This window comes from Phenylobacterium sp. (assembly GCF_036563285.1).
Lineage (GTDB): Bacteria > Pseudomonadota > Alphaproteobacteria > Caulobacterales > Caulobacteraceae > Phenylobacterium.
On sequence record NZ_DATCMR010000004.1, the window covers coordinates 1 to 15875 of the forward strand.

General features: G+C 70.8%; 16 protein-coding genes. 9 read left to right on the forward strand and 7 right to left on the reverse strand.

The genetic code is table 11. The features are described 5' to 3' along the window. The first annotated feature begins 395 nt into the window (after positions 1-395). Both VIL76_RS03005 and mfd read left to right on the forward strand, forming a co-directional pair. Positions 396-689, forward strand: coding sequence for a succinate dehydrogenase assembly factor 2 (locus VIL76_RS03005; protein ID WP_332043509.1), 294 nt, complete (start codon positions 396-398; stop codon positions 687-689). A 13-nt stretch (positions 690-702) separates the two neighbouring features. After that, positions 703-4170, forward strand: coding sequence for a transcription-repair coupling factor (gene mfd, locus VIL76_RS03010; RefSeq protein WP_332043556.1), 3468 nt, complete (start codon positions 703-705; stop codon positions 4168-4170). Position 4171: 1 nt separating this feature from the next. Here mfd and VIL76_RS03015 read toward each other — a convergent pair whose 3' ends face one another. Further along, positions 4172-4726 (reverse strand): hypothetical protein, encoded by a 555-nt coding sequence (locus VIL76_RS03015; protein WP_332043510.1) that lies wholly within the window; start codon positions 4724-4726, stop codon positions 4172-4174. Beyond that, positions 4726-6057: a diguanylate cyclase domain-containing protein gene (locus VIL76_RS03020; protein ID WP_332043511.1), complete on the reverse strand. Its 1332-nt coding sequence runs from the start codon at positions 6055-6057 to the stop codon at positions 4726-4728. Before VIL76_RS03020 ends, VIL76_RS03015 begins: the two co-directional genes overlap by 1 nt. A gap of 113 nt (positions 6058-6170) precedes the next feature. Between VIL76_RS03020 and VIL76_RS03025 the strand changes: the two genes are divergently transcribed. From VIL76_RS03025 to VIL76_RS03035, 3 genes are all read left to right on the forward strand, one after another. Beyond that, on the forward strand, positions 6171-6797 hold the full coding sequence (locus VIL76_RS03025) for an SDR family NAD(P)-dependent oxidoreductase (RefSeq protein WP_332043512.1): 627 nt from the start codon (positions 6171-6173) through the stop codon (positions 6795-6797). Positions 6798-6983: 186 nt separating this feature from the next. Continuing rightward, positions 6984-8120: a CaiB/BaiF CoA-transferase family protein gene (locus VIL76_RS03030; protein ID WP_332043513.1), complete on the forward strand. Its 1137-nt coding sequence runs from the start codon at positions 6984-6986 to the stop codon at positions 8118-8120. A gap of 278 nt (positions 8121-8398) precedes the next feature. After that, positions 8399-9250, forward strand: coding sequence for a YihY/virulence factor BrkB family protein (locus VIL76_RS03035; protein ID WP_332043514.1), 852 nt, complete (start codon positions 8399-8401; stop codon positions 9248-9250). Here VIL76_RS03035 and VIL76_RS03040 read toward each other — a convergent pair. Next, positions 9225-9455, reverse strand: a complete 231-nt coding sequence (locus tag VIL76_RS03040) for a sulfurtransferase TusA family protein (RefSeq protein WP_332043515.1) — start codon at positions 9453-9455, stop codon at positions 9225-9227. The two genes, VIL76_RS03035 and VIL76_RS03040, sit on opposite strands and share 26 nt — an antisense overlap. An 85-nt stretch (positions 9456-9540) precedes the next feature. Here VIL76_RS03040 and VIL76_RS03045 point away from each other — a divergent pair, with 85 nt between their 5' ends. Next, positions 9541-10992, forward strand: coding sequence for an MFS transporter (locus tag VIL76_RS03045; RefSeq protein ID WP_332043516.1), 1452 nt, complete (start codon positions 9541-9543; stop codon positions 10990-10992). Between the two features lie 4 nt (positions 10993-10996). Here the strand turns inward: VIL76_RS03045 and VIL76_RS03050 are convergent, their stop codons facing one another. Further along, positions 10997-11335, reverse strand: a complete 339-nt coding sequence (locus VIL76_RS03050) for a hypothetical protein (RefSeq protein WP_332043517.1) — start codon at positions 11333-11335, stop codon at positions 10997-10999. A 105-nt stretch (positions 11336-11440) separates the two neighbouring features. Then, a complete protein-coding gene (locus tag VIL76_RS03055; RefSeq protein WP_332043518.1) occupies positions 11441-11722 on the reverse strand; it encodes a hypothetical protein in 282 nt (93 codons plus the stop codon). A gap of 102 nt (positions 11723-11824) precedes the next feature. Between VIL76_RS03055 and VIL76_RS03060 the strand changes: the two genes are divergently transcribed. Together VIL76_RS03060 and VIL76_RS03065 are read left to right on the forward strand one after the other, a co-directional pair. Continuing rightward, positions 11825-12934 (forward strand): S-(hydroxymethyl)glutathione dehydrogenase/class III alcohol dehydrogenase, encoded by a 1110-nt coding sequence (locus tag VIL76_RS03060; RefSeq protein WP_332043519.1) that lies wholly within the window; start codon positions 11825-11827, stop codon positions 12932-12934. Next, positions 12931-13473, forward strand: coding sequence for an MOSC domain-containing protein (locus VIL76_RS03065; protein ID WP_332043520.1), 543 nt, complete (start codon positions 12931-12933; stop codon positions 13471-13473). Before VIL76_RS03060 ends, VIL76_RS03065 begins: the two co-directional genes overlap by 4 nt. A 141-nt stretch (positions 13474-13614) precedes the next feature. Here VIL76_RS03065 and VIL76_RS03070 read toward each other — a convergent pair whose 3' ends face one another. Beyond that, positions 13615-14604, reverse strand: coding sequence for an isopenicillin N synthase family dioxygenase (locus tag VIL76_RS03070; RefSeq protein ID WP_332043521.1), 990 nt, complete (start codon positions 14602-14604; stop codon positions 13615-13617). Positions 14605-14687: 83 nt separating this feature from the next. Here VIL76_RS03070 and VIL76_RS03075 point away from each other — a divergent pair, with 83 nt between their 5' ends. After that, a complete protein-coding gene (locus VIL76_RS03075; protein WP_332043522.1) occupies positions 14688-15131 on the forward strand; it encodes a cupin domain-containing protein in 444 nt (147 codons plus the stop codon). A 3-nt stretch (positions 15132-15134) separates the two neighbouring features. Here the strand turns inward: VIL76_RS03075 and VIL76_RS03080 are convergent, their stop codons facing one another. Continuing rightward, on the reverse strand, positions 15135-15806 hold the full coding sequence (locus VIL76_RS03080) for a hypothetical protein (protein ID WP_332043523.1): 672 nt from the start codon (positions 15804-15806) through the stop codon (positions 15135-15137). Positions 15807-15875: the final 69 nt, after the last annotated feature.

Here is a 15875-nt window from a genome sequence, read left to right on the forward strand (position 1 = left end):
GATGCGGCAGCATCGGCGGGAGGGGGACCGGTCGCCGAAGAGCGACCGGTGGAGGGGGCAGGCGACCACGCGGCGCTCGCCACCGCCGACGGCGCGACCGCTGCCGAACCCCCGGACAGCTCGTAGGCGCGGCCTGCCCCCTCCACCACGCGCTCTTCGGCGCGCGGTCCCCCTCCCGCCACCGCTTCCGCGGTGGGGGAGGTAGCAAGGCACGCGCCCAGGCGCCCTCATCCGTCCGCGAACCCACGAACACGTCCAAAGCCCCCGGCCTCCCAGCCGGCAGGGCCCGTTCGTGTTCTCCGTGTTTTCCGTGTGGTCCGTGGTCATTTCAGAGCGGCTTCGCCGCCCCGCACTGGCGCTCGGGGGAGGGGCGCTCTATATGCGCGACCTCTTTCATGACCACGACCGACGACGCCCGGCTGAAGAAGCTGAGGTTCCGCGCCTGGCGCCGGGGCTTCAGGGAAGCGGACCTCATCCTGGGGCCGTTCGCCGACAAGCACGTCGCCACATTCGGCCCGGACCAGCTCGACGCCTTCGAGGCGCTGCTCGAGGTCCCCGACCAGGACCTCTATTCATGGATCGTGGGGACGGCGCCCACGCCGCCGGAGTTCGAGGGCCAGATCATCAACAGCATCAAGGCGTTCGCCGCGGAAGCTGGCGCGGTTGCAGGAGGCCCCCGTGGCGGATGACGCTTCCCGCCCCGTGACCAGGGCCGAGCTGCGGCGCGTGGCCGACGACCCCGGCGCGCTGTCGCTGGTGGGCGCGCCCGAGGGCTTCGACGCCCTGGTCATGGCCGACGTAGTCAAGGCGCGGAAAGGCCTCTCGGTGTTCGTGGCCCGCGACGGCGCGCGCCTCTCGGCCTTCGTCGACGCCTTCCGCTTCTTCGCCCAGGACGTGGAGGTCCTGACCTTCCCGGCCTGGGACTGCCTGCCCTACGACCGCATCGGCCCCTCCGCCGGCGTCGCCGCCCAGCGCATGGCCACGCTTTCTCGCCTCGCCCAGGGGGTGGACGAGAAGAAGCCGGTGCTGCTGGTGACCTCCATCCCGGCGGCCATCCAGCGCGTGCCGCCGGTCAACGCCATCAAGCGGGCCAGCTATTCGGCCCGGTCCGGCAACAGCGTCGATATCGGTGATCTGGAGGCCTATTTCGCCGTCAACGGCTACAGCCGCGCCTCCACCGTCTCGGAGAAGGGCGAGTTCGCCATCCGCGGCGGGGTGATCGACGTCTTCCCGCCGGGCGCCGAGGAGCCGGTCCGCCTCGACCTGTTCGGCGACACCCTGGAGAGCATCCGCGCCTTTGATCCCGAGACCCAGCGCTCCACCAGGCAGCTGAAGGAGGTCAGCCTCCTTCCGGTCTCCGAGGCCCTGCTCGACAAGGACGCCATCTCTCGCTTCCGTACGGGCTACCTGGAGGCGTTCGGCGCGCCGGGCGACGACCCGCTCTACGCCGCCATCTCGGAAGGCGGCCGCCGCGCCGGCATGGAGCACTTCCTGCCGCTGTTCTACGACAGCATGGCGAGCCTCTTCGACTACTTGCCGAAGGACGCCCTGGTCGCCCTCGACCACCTGGCGCGCGAGTCCCGCGAGGAGCGGCTGGCGCTGATCCGCGACGCCTACGAGAGCCGCGCCCAGAGCGAGCGCAAGGTCCAGTACCACCCACTGGAGCCCGAGCGCCTCTACCTCGACAGCGACGAATGGCTCGACCTCCTCGCCAAGCGTTCCACCCGCCGCTTCTCCTCCTTCCAGGAGGCGGAGGGCGAGGCCGTCATCGACATGGGCGCGCGGGCGGGCCGCAACTTCTCCGCCGAGCGCAAGCTCGACAGCGTCAACCTCTTCGAGGCAACCGCCGACCACGCCCGCAAGCTCGCCGCCGACGGCAAGCGGGTGCTGTTCGCCTCCTGGTCCGAGGGCTCCTCCGACCGCCTGGGCCACATGCTGGCCGACCACGGCCTGAAGGACATCCGCTTCGCCGCCTACTGGGACGCGGCCCGCTCGGCCGACCCGAAGAAGCCGCAGCGGGTGGTCCTGCCGCTGGAGAACGGCTTCGAGACCGACAACCTGGCGGTCATCTCCGAGACCGACATCCTGGGCGACCGTCTCGCGCGTCCCAAGCGGCGCAGGCGGGCTTCCAACTTCCTGGCCGAGGCGTCCTCGCTCACGCCGGGCGACCTGGTGGTCCACATCGACCACGGCATCGGCCGCTACGAGGGCCTCAAGACCCTGGAGGTGCAGGCGGCCCCGCACGATACCCTGGAGATCCAGTACGGGGGCGAGGCCAAGCTCTACCTGCCCGTCGAGAACATTGACCTGCTCACCCGCTACGGCGCCGACAGCGAGGGCGTGCAGCTCGACCGCCTCGGCGGCGCCGCCTGGCAGGCCCGCAAGGCCCGCGCCAAGGAACGCCTGCGCGAGATGGCCGAGGGCCTGATCCGCATCGCCGCCGAGCGCGCCACCCGCAAGACCGACGCCGTCGAGCCGCCGCACGGCACCTTCGACGAATTCTGCGCCCGCTTTCCCTACGAGGAGACGGACGACCAGCTGGCCGCCATCGGGGACGTGCTGGAGGACCTGGGCGCCGGCAAGCCGATGGACCGGCTGATCTGCGGCGACGTGGGTTTCGGCAAGACCGAGGTCGCCCTGCGCGCCGCCTTCGTGGTCGCCATGAGCGGCCAGCAGGTGGCGATCGTCGCCCCCACGACCCTGCTCGCCCGCCAGCACTACAAGACCTTCGCCGAGCGCTTCGAGGGCTGGCCGGTGAAGGTGCGCCGCCTGTCACGCCTGGTGCCCGCCAAGGAAGCGGCCGAGACGCGCGAAGGGCTGAAGAACGGCGAGATCGAGATCGTCGTCGGCACCCACGCCGTGCTTTCGAAGCAGGTGGGCTTCAAGAACCTCGGCCTGGTGATCGTCGACGAGGAGCAGCACTTCGGCGTGAAGCACAAGGAGAAGCTCAAGGAGCTTCGCGCCGACGTGCACATGCTCACCCTGACCGCCACGCCGATCCCGCGCACCCTGCAGATGTCGCTCTCGGGCCTGCGTGAGATGTCGATCATCGCGACCCCGCCGGTCGACCGGCTGGCGGTGCGGACCTACATCACTCCGCACGACCCCGTCGTCGTCCGCGAGGCCCTGCTGCGCGAGAAGTACCGCGGCGGCCAGGCCTACTACGTGGCGCCCCGTGTCTCTGACCTGCCGGAGCTGGAGCGGTTCCTGCGCGAGCAGGTGCCGGAGGTGAAGTTCGTCGTCGGCCACGGCCAGATGTCGGCCACCCAGCTCGAGGAGGTGATGAGCGCCTTCTACGACGGCCAGTACGACGTGCTGCTGTCGACGACGATCGTCGAGAGCGGCCTCGACATCCCGACCGCCAACACCCTCATCATCCATCGCGCCGACATGTTCGGGCTGTCCCAGCTCTACCAGCTGCGCGGCCGCGTCGGCCGGGCCAAGGCGCGCGCCTACGCCTACCTGACCACGCCCGCCGAGAAGCAGATCACGCTCTCGGCGGAGAAGCGCCTGAAGGTGCTGCAGTCGCTCGACAGCCTGGGCGCGGGCTTCCAGCTCGCCAGCCACGACCTCGACATCCGCGGCGGCGGCAACCTGCTGGGCGAGGAGCAGTCGGGCCACATCCGCGAGATCGGCGTCGAGCTCTACCAGCAGATGCTCGAGGATGCGGTGAACGAACTGAAGGCCCGCGCCGGCACGGAGGGCGAGCTGGTCGACCGCGGCTGGTCGCCCCAGATCAACACCGGCGCCGCCGTGCTGATTCCGGAGGAGTACGTCCCCGACCTCAACGTGCGCCTGGCGCTGTACCGACGCCTCTCCGAAGCCGAGAAGGCCGACGACCGCGAAGCCCTGGCCGCCGAGCTCATCGACCGCTTCGGCCCGCTGCCGCCCGAAGCCGGCCAGCTGCTCAAGGTCGTGGCGATCAAGGGACTCTGCCGCGAGGCGAACGTGTCGAAGATCGACGTCGGCCCGAAGGGCGCCGTGGTCACCTTCCGCGGGGACGAGTTCAAGAACCCGGGGGCCCTGATCGGCTTCGTGCAGAAGAACCAGGTCGCCTGGCGCCTGCGGCCCGACCACAAGGTCGTCGTGAAGGGCGAGTGGGAAACCCCCGAACAGCGCCTCAACGCCGCGGAGAAGGTGCTCGCCGAACTGGCGAAGCTCGCCGCCTAGCTCAACCCCGCCGGCGCCTCTGGCCGGCGGGCAGGGGCGCGATCTTCTGCCGGCGCTTCTCGTGGCGGGCGTCGTTGAGGGCGCGCGTGGCGCGGATCGCCACCTCGACCCGCTCGGCGCAGACGAGGCCGACGGCGAACAGCAGGAAGGCGTCGGTGACCTCGCCCACGGTCATGTTGAACGCGCTGGCGTGCTCGGTCACCCACGCCCGGATGCCGAGCCGGATCCCCACCACGCCCAGAAGGATGGCCATCCCGATCCGCGAGGTGTGGCCCGTGAGCACCTCGGTCTTGGGGTTCACGGTCACCAGGGTGAACTGCCCGCGCCACCAGCCCAGGGCCGCGCCCGCCAGCATGGCCGAGCCATAGAGCGCCAGCATCGGCAGGCTGGTGGCCGGGTGCTGGCTCAGCGCCACCGCCGTCAGGAAGACCAGCGACGCCGGCACGATCCACAGCCGGTCGATCCGCAAGGTCTGGCGGCTCATGCTGCGCCCCAGCACCAGCACGAACAGGGCGCCGACGATGAGATAGATCCACAGCGGCAGGTGCGGCAGCATCAGCTTGCCTTCAGCCCCGCCGCCTGGAACGCGGCCTCCTCCAGGGCGCGGGCGACCGTCTCCGGCCCGCCCACCTCGGCCGCGCCAATGTCGAACTCGAGCACGAACGGCGGCTTGCCGTCGCCGGCCTCGAAGGCCGTGCAGCCGATCACCGCCGCGATCCGCTCGCCCGCCGCCCGCGCCGCCGGCAGCGGCGTAGCGGGCAGGGCCAGGGCGAACACCTCCGGCCCGAGCCGCGCGGCGGTGTCCTCCACCCGCACCAGCCGGCCGATCATCGAGCCGATCTGCGGGATCGCCCGGTCGAGCCAGCCGCCGGCCCGCGCCGCGGTCACCTCCGGCCGCTCCGCCACCCGCAGCACGCAGATCGACAGCGGCCGGTTGCGCACCCGCGAGGCCTGCGCCAGCCGCGCCAGATGCGCCGCGAACAGGTCGCGCGTGAAAAGCCCCGTGGCCGCATCCATCAGCCCCGAGCTACGCGCCCGCTCCAGCCCCTGACGCAGCGTGGCGCCCCGCCGATAGCTGCGCGCCAGCTCCACGATCCGCTTGGCCGTCTCGCGCTCCGAGGTGTCCGGCGAGGCCACGTCGGAGATGCCGCGATGGTAGGCCTCCGAGATGGTGAGGTGGGACTCCCGCTGCATGTAGAGCAGCGCAGGCGTGTGGTAGAGGCGCGTGTTCCGCCGCAGGCCCGCGGCGATGGACAGCGCCTCCTGCGTGTTCTCGCCGGCCCACAGGACCACGGCGTCGAAGGTCTTCTCGTGCAGGTAGTCGAAGGCGGTGTAGGCGGTGAAGGCGCCGACCACCTCCGCCCCCTGGTCGCGCAGCGCATTGGTCAGCGCCAGGAACTGCGGCGCGGGCTCGCCGATGGCTAGCACGCGGTAGGGGCTTACGTCCGGGTCCGGCGTGTCGATCTCCCGGCCACGGTCGGCGAAGGTCTCCTGCCGCAGCTCCAGTTCCTCCTCGGCGACCGCCAGGCGGACCAGGGTCTCCAGCCGCATGGCCGCCTGCGCCGGATGCAGCGGCGGCGCCAGCGTCAGGTCGAACCCGTGGGTGAAGAGCGACGGGTCCGGCTCCCCGATAGCGACCACGGGCAGCTTGCGCGGGGCGCAGGCGGCCTTGAGCCGCTTGGCCAGCGCCAGGGCCTCTTCGCCGCCGCCCTTGAGGTCGATGATTGCGACTTCGATCTGCAGGTCGGCCAGGCAGGCGATCGCCGCATTGGGGCCGCGCGCCGTCACCGTGCGCCAGCCGAGCCGATCCAGGCCGTCGGCCAAGGGACCCGCCAGGACGTCGTCGCGCGCAACGATCAGGATACGCGCCTGGACGCCTGCCGCCATTTCCCCCATCCCTGCGCCAACGCCGACAGGTTCCTTGGCATGGAATCGCGGGCGTCGGGAATAGGACAATAGGCTGCCCGGCGAAGTTGCGGCAGCGGCGAGGGGTCGCGGGAATGGCAGGGAGCCTGGAGGGGCAGGTGGCGCTGGTGACGGGGGCCTCCGGCGGCCTGGGCGAACACTTCGCCCGGCTGCTGGCGCGGGAGGGCGCGGCCGTGGCCGTGACCGCCCGCCGGCTGGACCGGGTACAGGCGCTGGCCGCGGAGCTCGGCGGCCGGGCGCTGGCGTTGCAGCTCGACGTCGCGGACGCCGCCGCCATCGGCCCCGCCATGGACGAGGTGGAGCGCACGCTCGGGCCGCTGTCGATCCTGGTGAACAACGCCGGCGTCGGCGGCGAAGGCCTGGCGCTGGAGGTGTCGGCCGACGACTGGGACGCCACCTTCGCCGTCAATGTCCGCGGGACCTTCCTGGCGGCGCGCGAGGCGGCCAGGCGGATGATGGCCTCCGGGGTGGCGGAGCGCGGCGACGCGCGGATCGTCAACATCGCCTCGATCGCCAGCCACACGGTTCTGCCGGGGCTCGCCGCCTACTGCGCCTCTAAGGCCGCGGTGGCCATGTTGACCAAGAGCCTCGCGCGCGAATGGGCGCGGCGGGGCATCGCCGTGAACGCGCTCGCGCCGGGCTATATCGAGACCGACATCAACGCCGACTGTGGCCCACGGAGGGGGGGCAGAGGCAGCTGAAGGGCTTCCCGCGCCGGCGGCTGATGGACGCCTCCGACCTCGATGCCGCCTTCCTGATGCTGGCCGGCCCCGCGGGCCGCGCCATCACCGGGAGCATCATCACCGTGGACGACGGCCAGTCGCTGCCCGGCGGCGGTTGAATGACGGAAGGGCAGGGGCCTAGTCTCGCGCCAAAGGGAGTGAGACATGCGCCAAGGACCGCTTTCCGGCCTGAAGATCGTCGAGTTCGCCGGCATTGGCCCCGGGCCCTTCTGCGGCATGCTCCTGTCCGACCTCGGCGCCGACGTGGTCCGCATCGACCGCAAGGGCGCCAGCCGCGGCGGCGCGCCGGCCGACGTCACCTCACGCGGCCGCCGATCGGTGGCCCTGGACCTCAAGAACCCTGCCGCGGTCGAGACCTGCCTGAAGCTGATAGAGAGGGCGGACGGCATCATCGAGGGCTTCCGGCCCGGCGTGATGGAGCGGCTGGGGCTGGGTCCGGACGTCGCCCTGCGGCGCAACCCGAAGCTCGTCTACGGCCGTATGACCGGCTGGGGCCAGACGGGGCCGTGGGCGAATGCCGCCGGCCACGACATGAACTACATCGCGCTCACGGGGGCCCTGCACGCCATCGGCACCGACGACAAGCCGACCCCGCCGCTGAACCTGGTCGGCGACTTCGGGGGCGGCGCCCTCTACCTCGCCTTCGGCCTGCTGGCCGGGATCATCCACGCCCGCGAGACAGGCAAGGGGCAGGTGGTCGACTGCGCCATGACCGACGGCGCGGCCTCGCTCATGGCCATGTTCTACGGCTTCAAGGCCTCGGGGATGTGGCAGGAGAAGCGGCGGTCGAACCTGCTCGACGGCGGCGCGTACTTCTACGACACCTACCGCTGCGCCGACGGCAGGTGGGTGGCGATCGGCTCCATCGAGCCGCAGTTCTACGCCCTGCTGCTGGAGAAGACCGGCATCCAGGACCCCGACTTCAAGCGCCAGATGGACCGCGGCGCCTGGGACGGCCTGCGCGGCAAGCTCGCCGAGGTGATCGCCAGCAAGACCCGCGACGAGTGGGAGGCGATCATGGGCGGCACCGACGTCTGCTTCGCCCCCGTCCTCGACCTCGACGAGGCCCCCAAACATCCCCATAACGTCGCCCGCCAGACCTTCGTGGAGGTGAGCGGGGTCACCCAGCCGGCGCCCGCGCCGCGGTTCTCGGCCACGCCCGGCAAGATCCAGGGACCACCGCCGGCCATCGGCGCCCACACCCGTGAGGCCCTGCTGGACTGGGGCTTCACCGGGCCTGAGATCGAGGCGCTCGACAGGGAAGCGGCCCCGGCAACCTGAGACGTTTCCTGACGGTGGCGTTCAGGTTGGGTTCAGCCGCGGGGGCGCAAAACTCATCCCAGGTTGCTCGTCGCGCTCTCCCGTCCCTCGAAGCGGCGGCCAGCCTGATGGAACGACACGCCCATCGGCGGCCCGCCATCCCTCAACCGGGTGGCGGGCCGTTTCCATTTGCGCGCTTGCCTTGACCGCGAGTCGCCCCACCCTCCGCGACGATGGCCATGGGCAGGTTCTTGGCGCGCGTGCGGCCCGTGGAGTGGGATCCTCTCCACTGGAGTCGGATGTCCCTCAAGATCCTGGGACGGTCGCTGATCCGCCTCTGGGGTCGCGACGTCATGCTCTACAACGGCGGCGTCTCCTTCTTCGTCATGCTCGCCATTTTTCCGGCGCTGGCCATTGCCATGGGCCTTTATTCCCTGCTGGCCGACCCTGCGCGGACGGCGGAGCAGGGGGCATGGCTCGCCCGGCTGATGCCAGACGCCACGCGGCTGGTCTTCGAAAGCGAGCTCATCCGCCTGGCGCACGCGCCGCGCGACGCCATCTCGATGCAGAGCGGCCTGGCTCTGCTGATCGGCGGCTATGCGGCGCATCGCGGCTTCAAGGCCCTGCTGGCGGGCCTGTCCTTCATCCACGACGAGGACCAGCCGCGGGGCTTCGTGGGCTTCAACCTTCTGGCGCTGGCCGTGCTCATCGCCACCTTCGCCGCGCTCGGCGTGCTGTCGACGGTGTTCTTCAGCTTTCGGATCCTCGGCGAAACCTTCGAGCTTCGACCGCTCCGTGGCGTCATCTGGTTGTTCAGCGAGTGGACCTGGGCCAGCGCGGGCCTGACGCTCGGCATGGCGCTGATCTACCGCTGGGCGATGTCGCGCAAGCCGGTGCATTGGGCGGCCTCGGCGCTCGGCGGCGCGTCTGCGGCGGCGCTGTGCATTTTCGCGTCCTGGGCTCTGGGCTACTACGTCGAGCAGATCGCCGAACTGGGCGCCACCTACGGTTCGGTAGCCACCGTTGTGGTGTTCCTGATCTGGCTCTCCTGGAACGTGAACGCGCTGTTCTTCGGTGGAGCGCTCGCCACCGAGGTGGAGCTCGCCATCTACGCCAATCGCCCGGTCAGCCCTTCGACACCAGGAAGCTGAGGACGCCCGCCTCCTCGCCGCGCTCGAGCAGCTCGAAGCCCGCCTCGGCCGCGAAGTGGGGCACGTCGATGCGGGCCAGGGGATCGTCGGCCAGCAGCCGGACCCGCGCGCCGGCCGGCGCATCCTCCAGCGCCCGGCGCAGGCGCAGCGTCGGCACCGGGCAGCGGTGGCCGCGGGCGTCGACAAGGATCTCTTCAGCGGGCATGAGCCGGCGGATACAACACCGGGGGGCATGAACCCAAGCTTGGCCTTTGTGCGTTGAGGCCGGACCGGGAACAAAGAAGGCGCGGATGAGAGGGGTGGGGGAGGTTTTCGAGACGGACGTGCCGGCGCGGCTGGACCGGCTGCCGTGGAGCCACTTCCACTGGCTGGTGGTGGCGGCGCTGGGGATCACCTGGATCCTCGACGGCCTCGAGGTGACACTTGTCGGCGCGCTCGCCCCGGCGCTGAAGGGGCCGCTCGGCCTCGGCCTCTCCGACGCCCAGATTGGTCTCACCGCCAGCGCCTACGTGTTTGGCGTGGTGGTGGGGGCGGTGGTGTTCGGCCGGCTCACCGACATCTTCGGTCGCCGGCGGATGTTCATGATCACGGTCGGGATCTACGCCGCGGCCACCGTGGCCAGCGGCTTCAGCTGGGACTTCTGGTCCTTCATGCTGTTCCGGTTCGCAACCGGCATGGGCATCGGCGGCGAGTACGGCGCCATCAACTCCGCCATCGACGAGCTGGTGCCGGCGCGCCGCCGCGGCTTCACGGCGGTGGCGGTGAACGGCACGTGGTGGGTCGGCACCGCCCTGGGCGCGGTGGGCTCTACCTTCCTGCTGGACCCGGCGGTGATCTCCCAGGACTGGGGATGGCGGTTGGCCTTCTTCACGGGCGGGCTGCTCGCCGTCGTGATCCTGTTCATCCGCCGCTACGTGCCGGAGAGCCCCCGCTGGCTGATGACCCATGGCCGGCACGAGGAGGCCCAGGCCATCGTCGCGGCCATCGAGCGTCGGGTGGAGCGGCGCACGGCGCTGCCGCCGATGTTCGCGCCGCACCCGAAGATCCGGCTCGTCGGCCGGACCCGGACCAGCTGGTCCGAAGTGGCGATTACGCTGTTCAAGACCCATCCGAAGCGGACGGTGCTTGGCGTCATCCTGATGGCCACCCAGGCCTTCTGCTACAACGCCATCTTCTTCACCTACGCCCAGATGCTGACCCGCTTCTACGACGTGCCGCCCAAGAACGTCGGCTGGTTCATCCTGCCGTTCGCGCTGGGCAACGTCTTGGGGCCGCTGGTGCTGGGGCGGCTCTTCGACAGCTGGGGTCGGCGGCCGATGATCGGCGGCAGCTACGCGATCTCCGGCGTGCTGCTGTGCCTGACCGGCTGGATGTTCGCGCAAGGCATGCTCACCGCCGAGACCCAGACCATCGCCTGGAGCGTGATCTTCTTCTTCGCCTCGGCGGCGGCAAGCGCCGCCTACCTGACGGTGGGCGAACTCTTCCCGCTCGAGACCCGGGCGATGACCATCTCGCTGTTTGTGGCCTTCGGGACCCTGCTGGGCGGCGTGGGCGCGCCGGCGCTGTTCGGCGCCCTGATCGGTCAGGGCGAGCGGGGCGAGGTGTTCCTGGGCTACCTGCTGGGCGGCGGGTTAATGCTGGTGGGGGCGCTCGCGGCCTGGTTCCTCGGCGTCAAGGCCGAGCGCAAGCCGCTGGAGATGGTGGCCGCGCCGCTCTCCCTGGCGTCAGAAGAGCGGCGCTGACCGGCTACTGAGGCGTGGTCGGGCTGCCGCCGCCCGGCGCGCTGGTGGCGCCCGTATTGCCGCTCGTGCCCGTCATGCCCGGCGAGCCGCCGCTGGTGGCGCCGGCCGAGCCGGAGTTCATGCCCGCGCCCTCCGCGCCCGAGCTGGGCGTACCGACCGTCCCGGTCGCGGCCGTGTCGGCGCCCGTGCCGGTCGTAGCCATCGACGCGCTGGCGGCCGCGTCGGAGGCGGCGCTGTCGGACGCCGCAGTCGCGCCAGCGTCCTCAGACTTGTTACCGCAGGCCGCCAGCAGGCTAAGCGCGCCGGTGGCGATGAGGGCCGCAGCCCAGGGTCTCGATTTCATCTGTGATCTCCCTCCGAAAGGCGGCCCGGTTGGCCGCCCCGCCGCGCCAACCACACGCCCGGGGAGGAGTTCCGAAAACGTGATCGCGGTTAGGAAATGACGCGGTCAGCCGGCTCGGCGCACGGGGCCGCAGAGCCGCTCGGCCTTCAGCACGGCCCAGCCCTCCCGGGTGAGCACGAACGCGTGCGGCGAGCCGCGCCAGCCGTTGGCGGCCGCGGCGGCGCCGGCGCGCTGCATGAGGCGTCGGCCGCAGAGCCGGAGGCACAGGCCGAGCACCACCGGGTCGCGGTCCACCAGCGGTGCTTCAAGGGCCGCGGTGAGCACGGCGCGTTCGTCGGAGGTCAGCTCGTAGGGGGCAAGCATGTTCGCCAAACGCCGACCGGGCATCCGCGTTGCCGACCTCCAACGCGGTTGTGATTTGGCCGTGGCCGGGCTTCCCTTCGCGGCCGGCATTTGGGAGGGTCCGCAGCGTTCAAGGAGAGGGGCCCGATGAAGACCAGAGCCGCCGTGGCGTTCGCGGCCAAGCAGCCGCTGGAGATCGTGGAGCTTGACCTCGAAGGCCCCCGCGCCGGCGAGGTGCTGGTGGAGATCAAGGCGACTGGGATCTGCCACACCGACGCCTATACGCTGGACGGCTTGGACAGCGAGGGGATCTTCCCGTCGATCCTCGGCCACGAGGGCGCGGGCGTGGTGGTGGAAGTGGGGCCCGGGGTGACGAGCGTGGCTGTGGGCGACCACGTGATCCCGCTCTACACGCCGGAATGCCGGCAGTGCAAAAGCTGCCTCAGCCGCAAGACCAACCTCTGCACCGCGATCCGCGCCACCCAGGGAAAGGGGCTGATGCCGGACGGGACCAGCCGGTTCTCGTACAACGGCGACACCATCTTCCACTACATGGGCTGCTCGACCTTCTCGAACTACACGGTGCTGCCGGAGATCGCGGTGGCGAAGATCCGCAAGGACGCGCCGTTCGAGACCGCCTGCTACGTGGGCTGCGGGGTGACCACGGGCGTCGGCGCCGTCGTCAACACGGCCGACGTGGAGGCGGGAGCCAACTGCATCGTCTTCGGCCTGGGCGGGATCGGGCTGAACGTCATCCAGGGGCTGAAGCTGGTGGGCGCCGGAATGATCGTCGGCGTTGACATCAACCCGGCGCGTGAGGAATGGGGCCGCCGGTTCGGCATGACCCACTTCGTCAATCCAAAGGAGGTTCAGGGCGAGCTGGTGGCCCACCTCGTGGAGCTGACCGGCGGCGGCGCTGACTACACCTTCGACGCCACCGGCAACACGACCGTGATGCGCCAGGCCCTGGAGGCCTGCCACCGCGGCTGGGGTCAGTCGATCATCATCGGCGTGGCCGAAGCCGGCAAGGAGATCGCGACGCGGCCCTTCCAGCTGGTCACCGGCCGGGTCTGGAAGGGGACGGCGTTCGGCGGCGCGCGCGGGCGCACCGACACGCCGAAGATCGTCGACTGGTACATGGACGGGAAGATCGAGATCGACCCGATGATCACCCACAAGCTGTCGCTGGAGGACATCAACAAGGGCTTCGACCTGATGCACGCCGGCGAGAGCATCAGGAGCGTGGTGGTCTATTGAGCGGCGAGGTGATCTGCGTGGCCCGCAAGGCCTCGCACGGACCGAAGAAGAAGCCGCAGCTGGTGATCCGGCTCGTGGAGAACCACGGGGTAGAGGGCGACGCCCATGCCGGCGCCACCGTGAAGCACCGCAGCCGCCGGCGGCAGTTCCCCGACATGGCGAACCTGCGTCAGGTGCACCTGCTGCAGGCCGAGCTGTTCGACGAGCTGGCGGAGCAGGGCTTCGCGGTCACGCCCGGTTTGATGGGTGAGAACGTCACCACCCGCGGTGTCGACCTGCTCGGGCTCCCCAAGGGCGCGCGCCTGAGGCTCGGCGAAGAGGCCGTCGTGGAGGTCACCGGGCTGCGGAACCCCTGCATTCAGCTGGAGAAGCTGCAGGCGGGCCTGATGGCTGCCTGCCTCGGGCGCGGCCCGGGCAACGAACCGCTGCGCAAGGCGGGGGTGATGGGGATCGTGCTGAAGGGCGGCGAGGTCAGAGCCGGCGACCCGATCGGGGTGGAGCTTCCTGCCGGGCCGCACGAGGCGCTGAAGCCCGTCTAGCCGCGGGTGTTACGTCGCGCGTCAGGGCTATTTGCACAGGTGAGCGCGACAACTCTCTGCGTTGTCCAACCTATTGATTCAGTTGTCAAAGACCGCTCTTTAAGTGTCTCACGAGGCCCGGCGGGCGCCAAATAATGGCGCTCACGAACTTGCGCCGAGGGCCGTGTCCTTCAGCTGGGGGAAGACCTTGCCGACCTTGGCGAGCAGGTAGTCCCCGTACGTGCCCTCGAACTCGTGGACGCTGGCGCGGTCCCACCGCTCGGACTTGTCCGCCTCGATGCGGTCGGCGGCCACGGGCAGGGGCTGTAGCCGGGCCTCGAAATCCGGGTCGAAGAACAGCGGGAAGGAGAGGCGGTCGTGGCCGCTGACGTTGCGCACGCGGTGCGGCGTGGACTTGAAGCGCCCGCCGGTCAGCCGCTCCAGCATGTCGCCGATGTTGCAGACCAGGGCGTCCTCGATCGGCGGCGCCTCGATCCAGCCCGACGGCGTCCTCACCTGCAGGCCGCCGTAGCGATCCTGGGCGAGCAGGGTGAGCAGGCCGTAGTCGGTGTGCTCGCCGACCCCCCAGTGCTCCTGCGAGCCCCCGGCCGGATAGTGGAAGATGCGAAAGAGCACGGTGGGCTCGGCCGTGTAGGTGCGCGAGAACCAGTCCGCGTCGAGGCCGAGGCTCAGTGAGACGCCCTGCATCAGCGCGGCGGCCGCTCGCGTCGCGCCCTCCATGTACGCGGTGGCGGCCGCCTTCAGTCCGGGGACCTCCTCCGGCCAGAGGTTCGCGCCGTGCATGGGCACGCCTGCCCGCACGCGAGGGTGGTCGGGCGAGAGCTCGGTCCCGAGGTAGAGCCCCTCCTTGAGGTCCGGCCTTCCGGAGGTGAGTTCCCCGCCGATCGGGAAGTAGCCCCGCCAGGCGCGGCCGCCCCGGCTCATGGCGATGGCCATCTTCCGCTCCAGCGGCAGGGCGAAGAAGCGGCGGCTCTCCTCCTCCAGCGCCTGCAGCACGTCCGGCGCGACGCCGTGGCCGACGGCGTAGAAGAAGCCGTGGGCCTCGCAGGCCGCGGCGATCTCCTCGGCGACGCGGACGTGGTCCCCGTGGCCCACCAGCGGGGCGATGTCGATGATCGGCAGGCTCTCCATGGGCGCAGCAAGCGCACAGGCCGGGAACCGGTCAAGCGCGGCCGGGTTTCGGCCTTGCAGCCAAGCTTTGGGAGGCCCTGCGCATGATCGTCCACGCCCGCCTCGAGGACGCCAGGCTCGAGCCCGCGCCGATCCGGCCCGAATGGGTGATGGAGGGCCAGCCGCTCGCCCGCAGCGCCGAGCTGTCGCGCTCGCCGGACGGGACGGCGCTGACCGCGCTCTGGGACTGTACGGCGGGCACCTTCAACTGGTTCTTCGCCGGCGACGAGACGGTGCACATCCTCGAGGGCGAGGTGCTGGTCTCCGGCGACGACGGCGTCCGCACCCTAAAGGCCGGTGACGTGGCGCTGTTCCCGGCGGGCACTTGGTCGACCTGGCGCGTGCCGCAGTACGTGAAGAAGGTGGCCTTCTGCCGCGATCCGCTGCCGAAGCCGGTGCTGAAATTCGTCGGCGCGGTGCGGGCGGTGAAGCGCCGGCTCAAGGGCGGCGCGGCGGCGCCCGGCGGGCTCGTGCCCGCCAGCGCCTGAGCCTCAGGCGGCGGCGACCGACGGGCTGCGCCGGCGGCGCGCGCGGGTCTTCAGCAGCCAGTAGGCCATCACGGCGAGCGGCGCGAAGGCGAGCACGAAGAGCATCGGCGAGCCGCGCACCTCCTCCGGCATCACCTCCTGCTGGCCGAGGAAGAAGGATCCGGTGGCGACGAAGCAGGCCGCCGACATGCGCCAGATGTGGCGGGCCAGGCGCGATGACCCTACCAGCCCGCCGCGGCGGATCACGGACAGGTCGTCGTAGGCGCACAGGCCGCCGATCGCCGTCAGGAACACGCCGCCTCCCACCCCGTCGCCCGTTGTCGCCGCGCCCAGCAGTGTGAGCACGCCGATGGCCAGGACGAAGGCGGCGGCCGCCACGAAACCGGCCCGCTCGGCCAGCCCCACCTGACCCGGCGGCGTCCGCGCGGCCTGCCAGCCGGTGGCGACCAGGTACATGACGAAGAGCGAGCCCAGCGCCATCTTCTGCGGACCCAGGAGCGACATGACCGCGGCGCTGGCGGCCATCAGCAGCATGGCTCCGAAGAAGACATGGCCCGCCGTGCGGTGGAGGCCGCCGCCCTTGCGCGCGGTGAGGGCGCCGAAACCGGCGAGGATGGCCACCCCGCCGGCGGCGACGTGGGCAATGAGCAGGGGCGCGGGAACCGTGTCGATCATGAGAACCTCCGACATTCCCAATTGTCCCGCGGCCTGCCGCCGGGGACCATGACCGCGGAGGTCAAACGT

Bases quoted from the DNA above. Each gene is read 5' to 3' on its own strand.
- VIL76_RS03005 (WP_332043509.1), top strand. From the start codon at position 396: ATGACCACGACCGACGACGCCCGGCTGAAGAAGCTGAGGTTCCGCGCC.
- VIL76_RS03070 (WP_332043521.1), bottom strand. From the start codon at position 14,604: ATGGAGAGCCTGCCGATCATCGACATCGCCCCGCTGGTGGGCCACGGG.
- VIL76_RS03040 (WP_332043515.1), bottom strand. From the start codon at position 9,455: ATGCCCGCTGAAGAGATCCTTGTCGACGCCCGCGGCCACCGCTGCCCG.
- VIL76_RS03075 (WP_332043522.1), top strand. From the start codon at position 14,688: ATGATCGTCCACGCCCGCCTCGAGGACGCCAGGCTCGAGCCCGCGCCG.
- VIL76_RS03015 (WP_332043510.1), bottom strand. From the start codon at position 4,726: ATGCTGCCGCACCTGCCGCTGTGGATCTATCTCATCGTCGGCGCCCTG.
- VIL76_RS03030 (WP_332043513.1), top strand. From the start codon at position 6,984: ATGCGCCAAGGACCGCTTTCCGGCCTGAAGATCGTCGAGTTCGCCGGC.
- VIL76_RS03050 (WP_332043517.1), bottom strand. From the start codon at position 11,335: ATGAAATCGAGACCCTGGGCTGCGGCCCTCATCGCCACCGGCGCGCTT.
- VIL76_RS03045 (WP_332043516.1), top strand. From the start codon at position 9,541: ATGAGAGGGGTGGGGGAGGTTTTCGAGACGGACGTGCCGGCGCGGCTG.
- VIL76_RS03055 (WP_332043518.1), bottom strand. From the start codon at position 11,722: ATGCCCGGTCGGCGTTTGGCGAACATGCTTGCCCCCTACGAGCTGACC.
- VIL76_RS03020 (WP_332043511.1), bottom strand. From the start codon at position 6,057: ATGGCGGCAGGCGTCCAGGCGCGTATCCTGATCGTTGCGCGCGACGAC.
- VIL76_RS03080 (WP_332043523.1), bottom strand. From the start codon at position 15,806: ATGATCGACACGGTTCCCGCGCCCCTGCTCATTGCCCACGTCGCCGCC.
- VIL76_RS03025 (WP_332043512.1), top strand. From the start codon at position 6,171: ATGGCAGGGAGCCTGGAGGGGCAGGTGGCGCTGGTGACGGGGGCCTCC.
- VIL76_RS03060 (WP_332043519.1), top strand. From the start codon at position 11,825: ATGAAGACCAGAGCCGCCGTGGCGTTCGCGGCCAAGCAGCCGCTGGAG.
- VIL76_RS03035 (WP_332043514.1), top strand. From the start codon at position 8,399: ATGTCCCTCAAGATCCTGGGACGGTCGCTGATCCGCCTCTGGGGTCGC.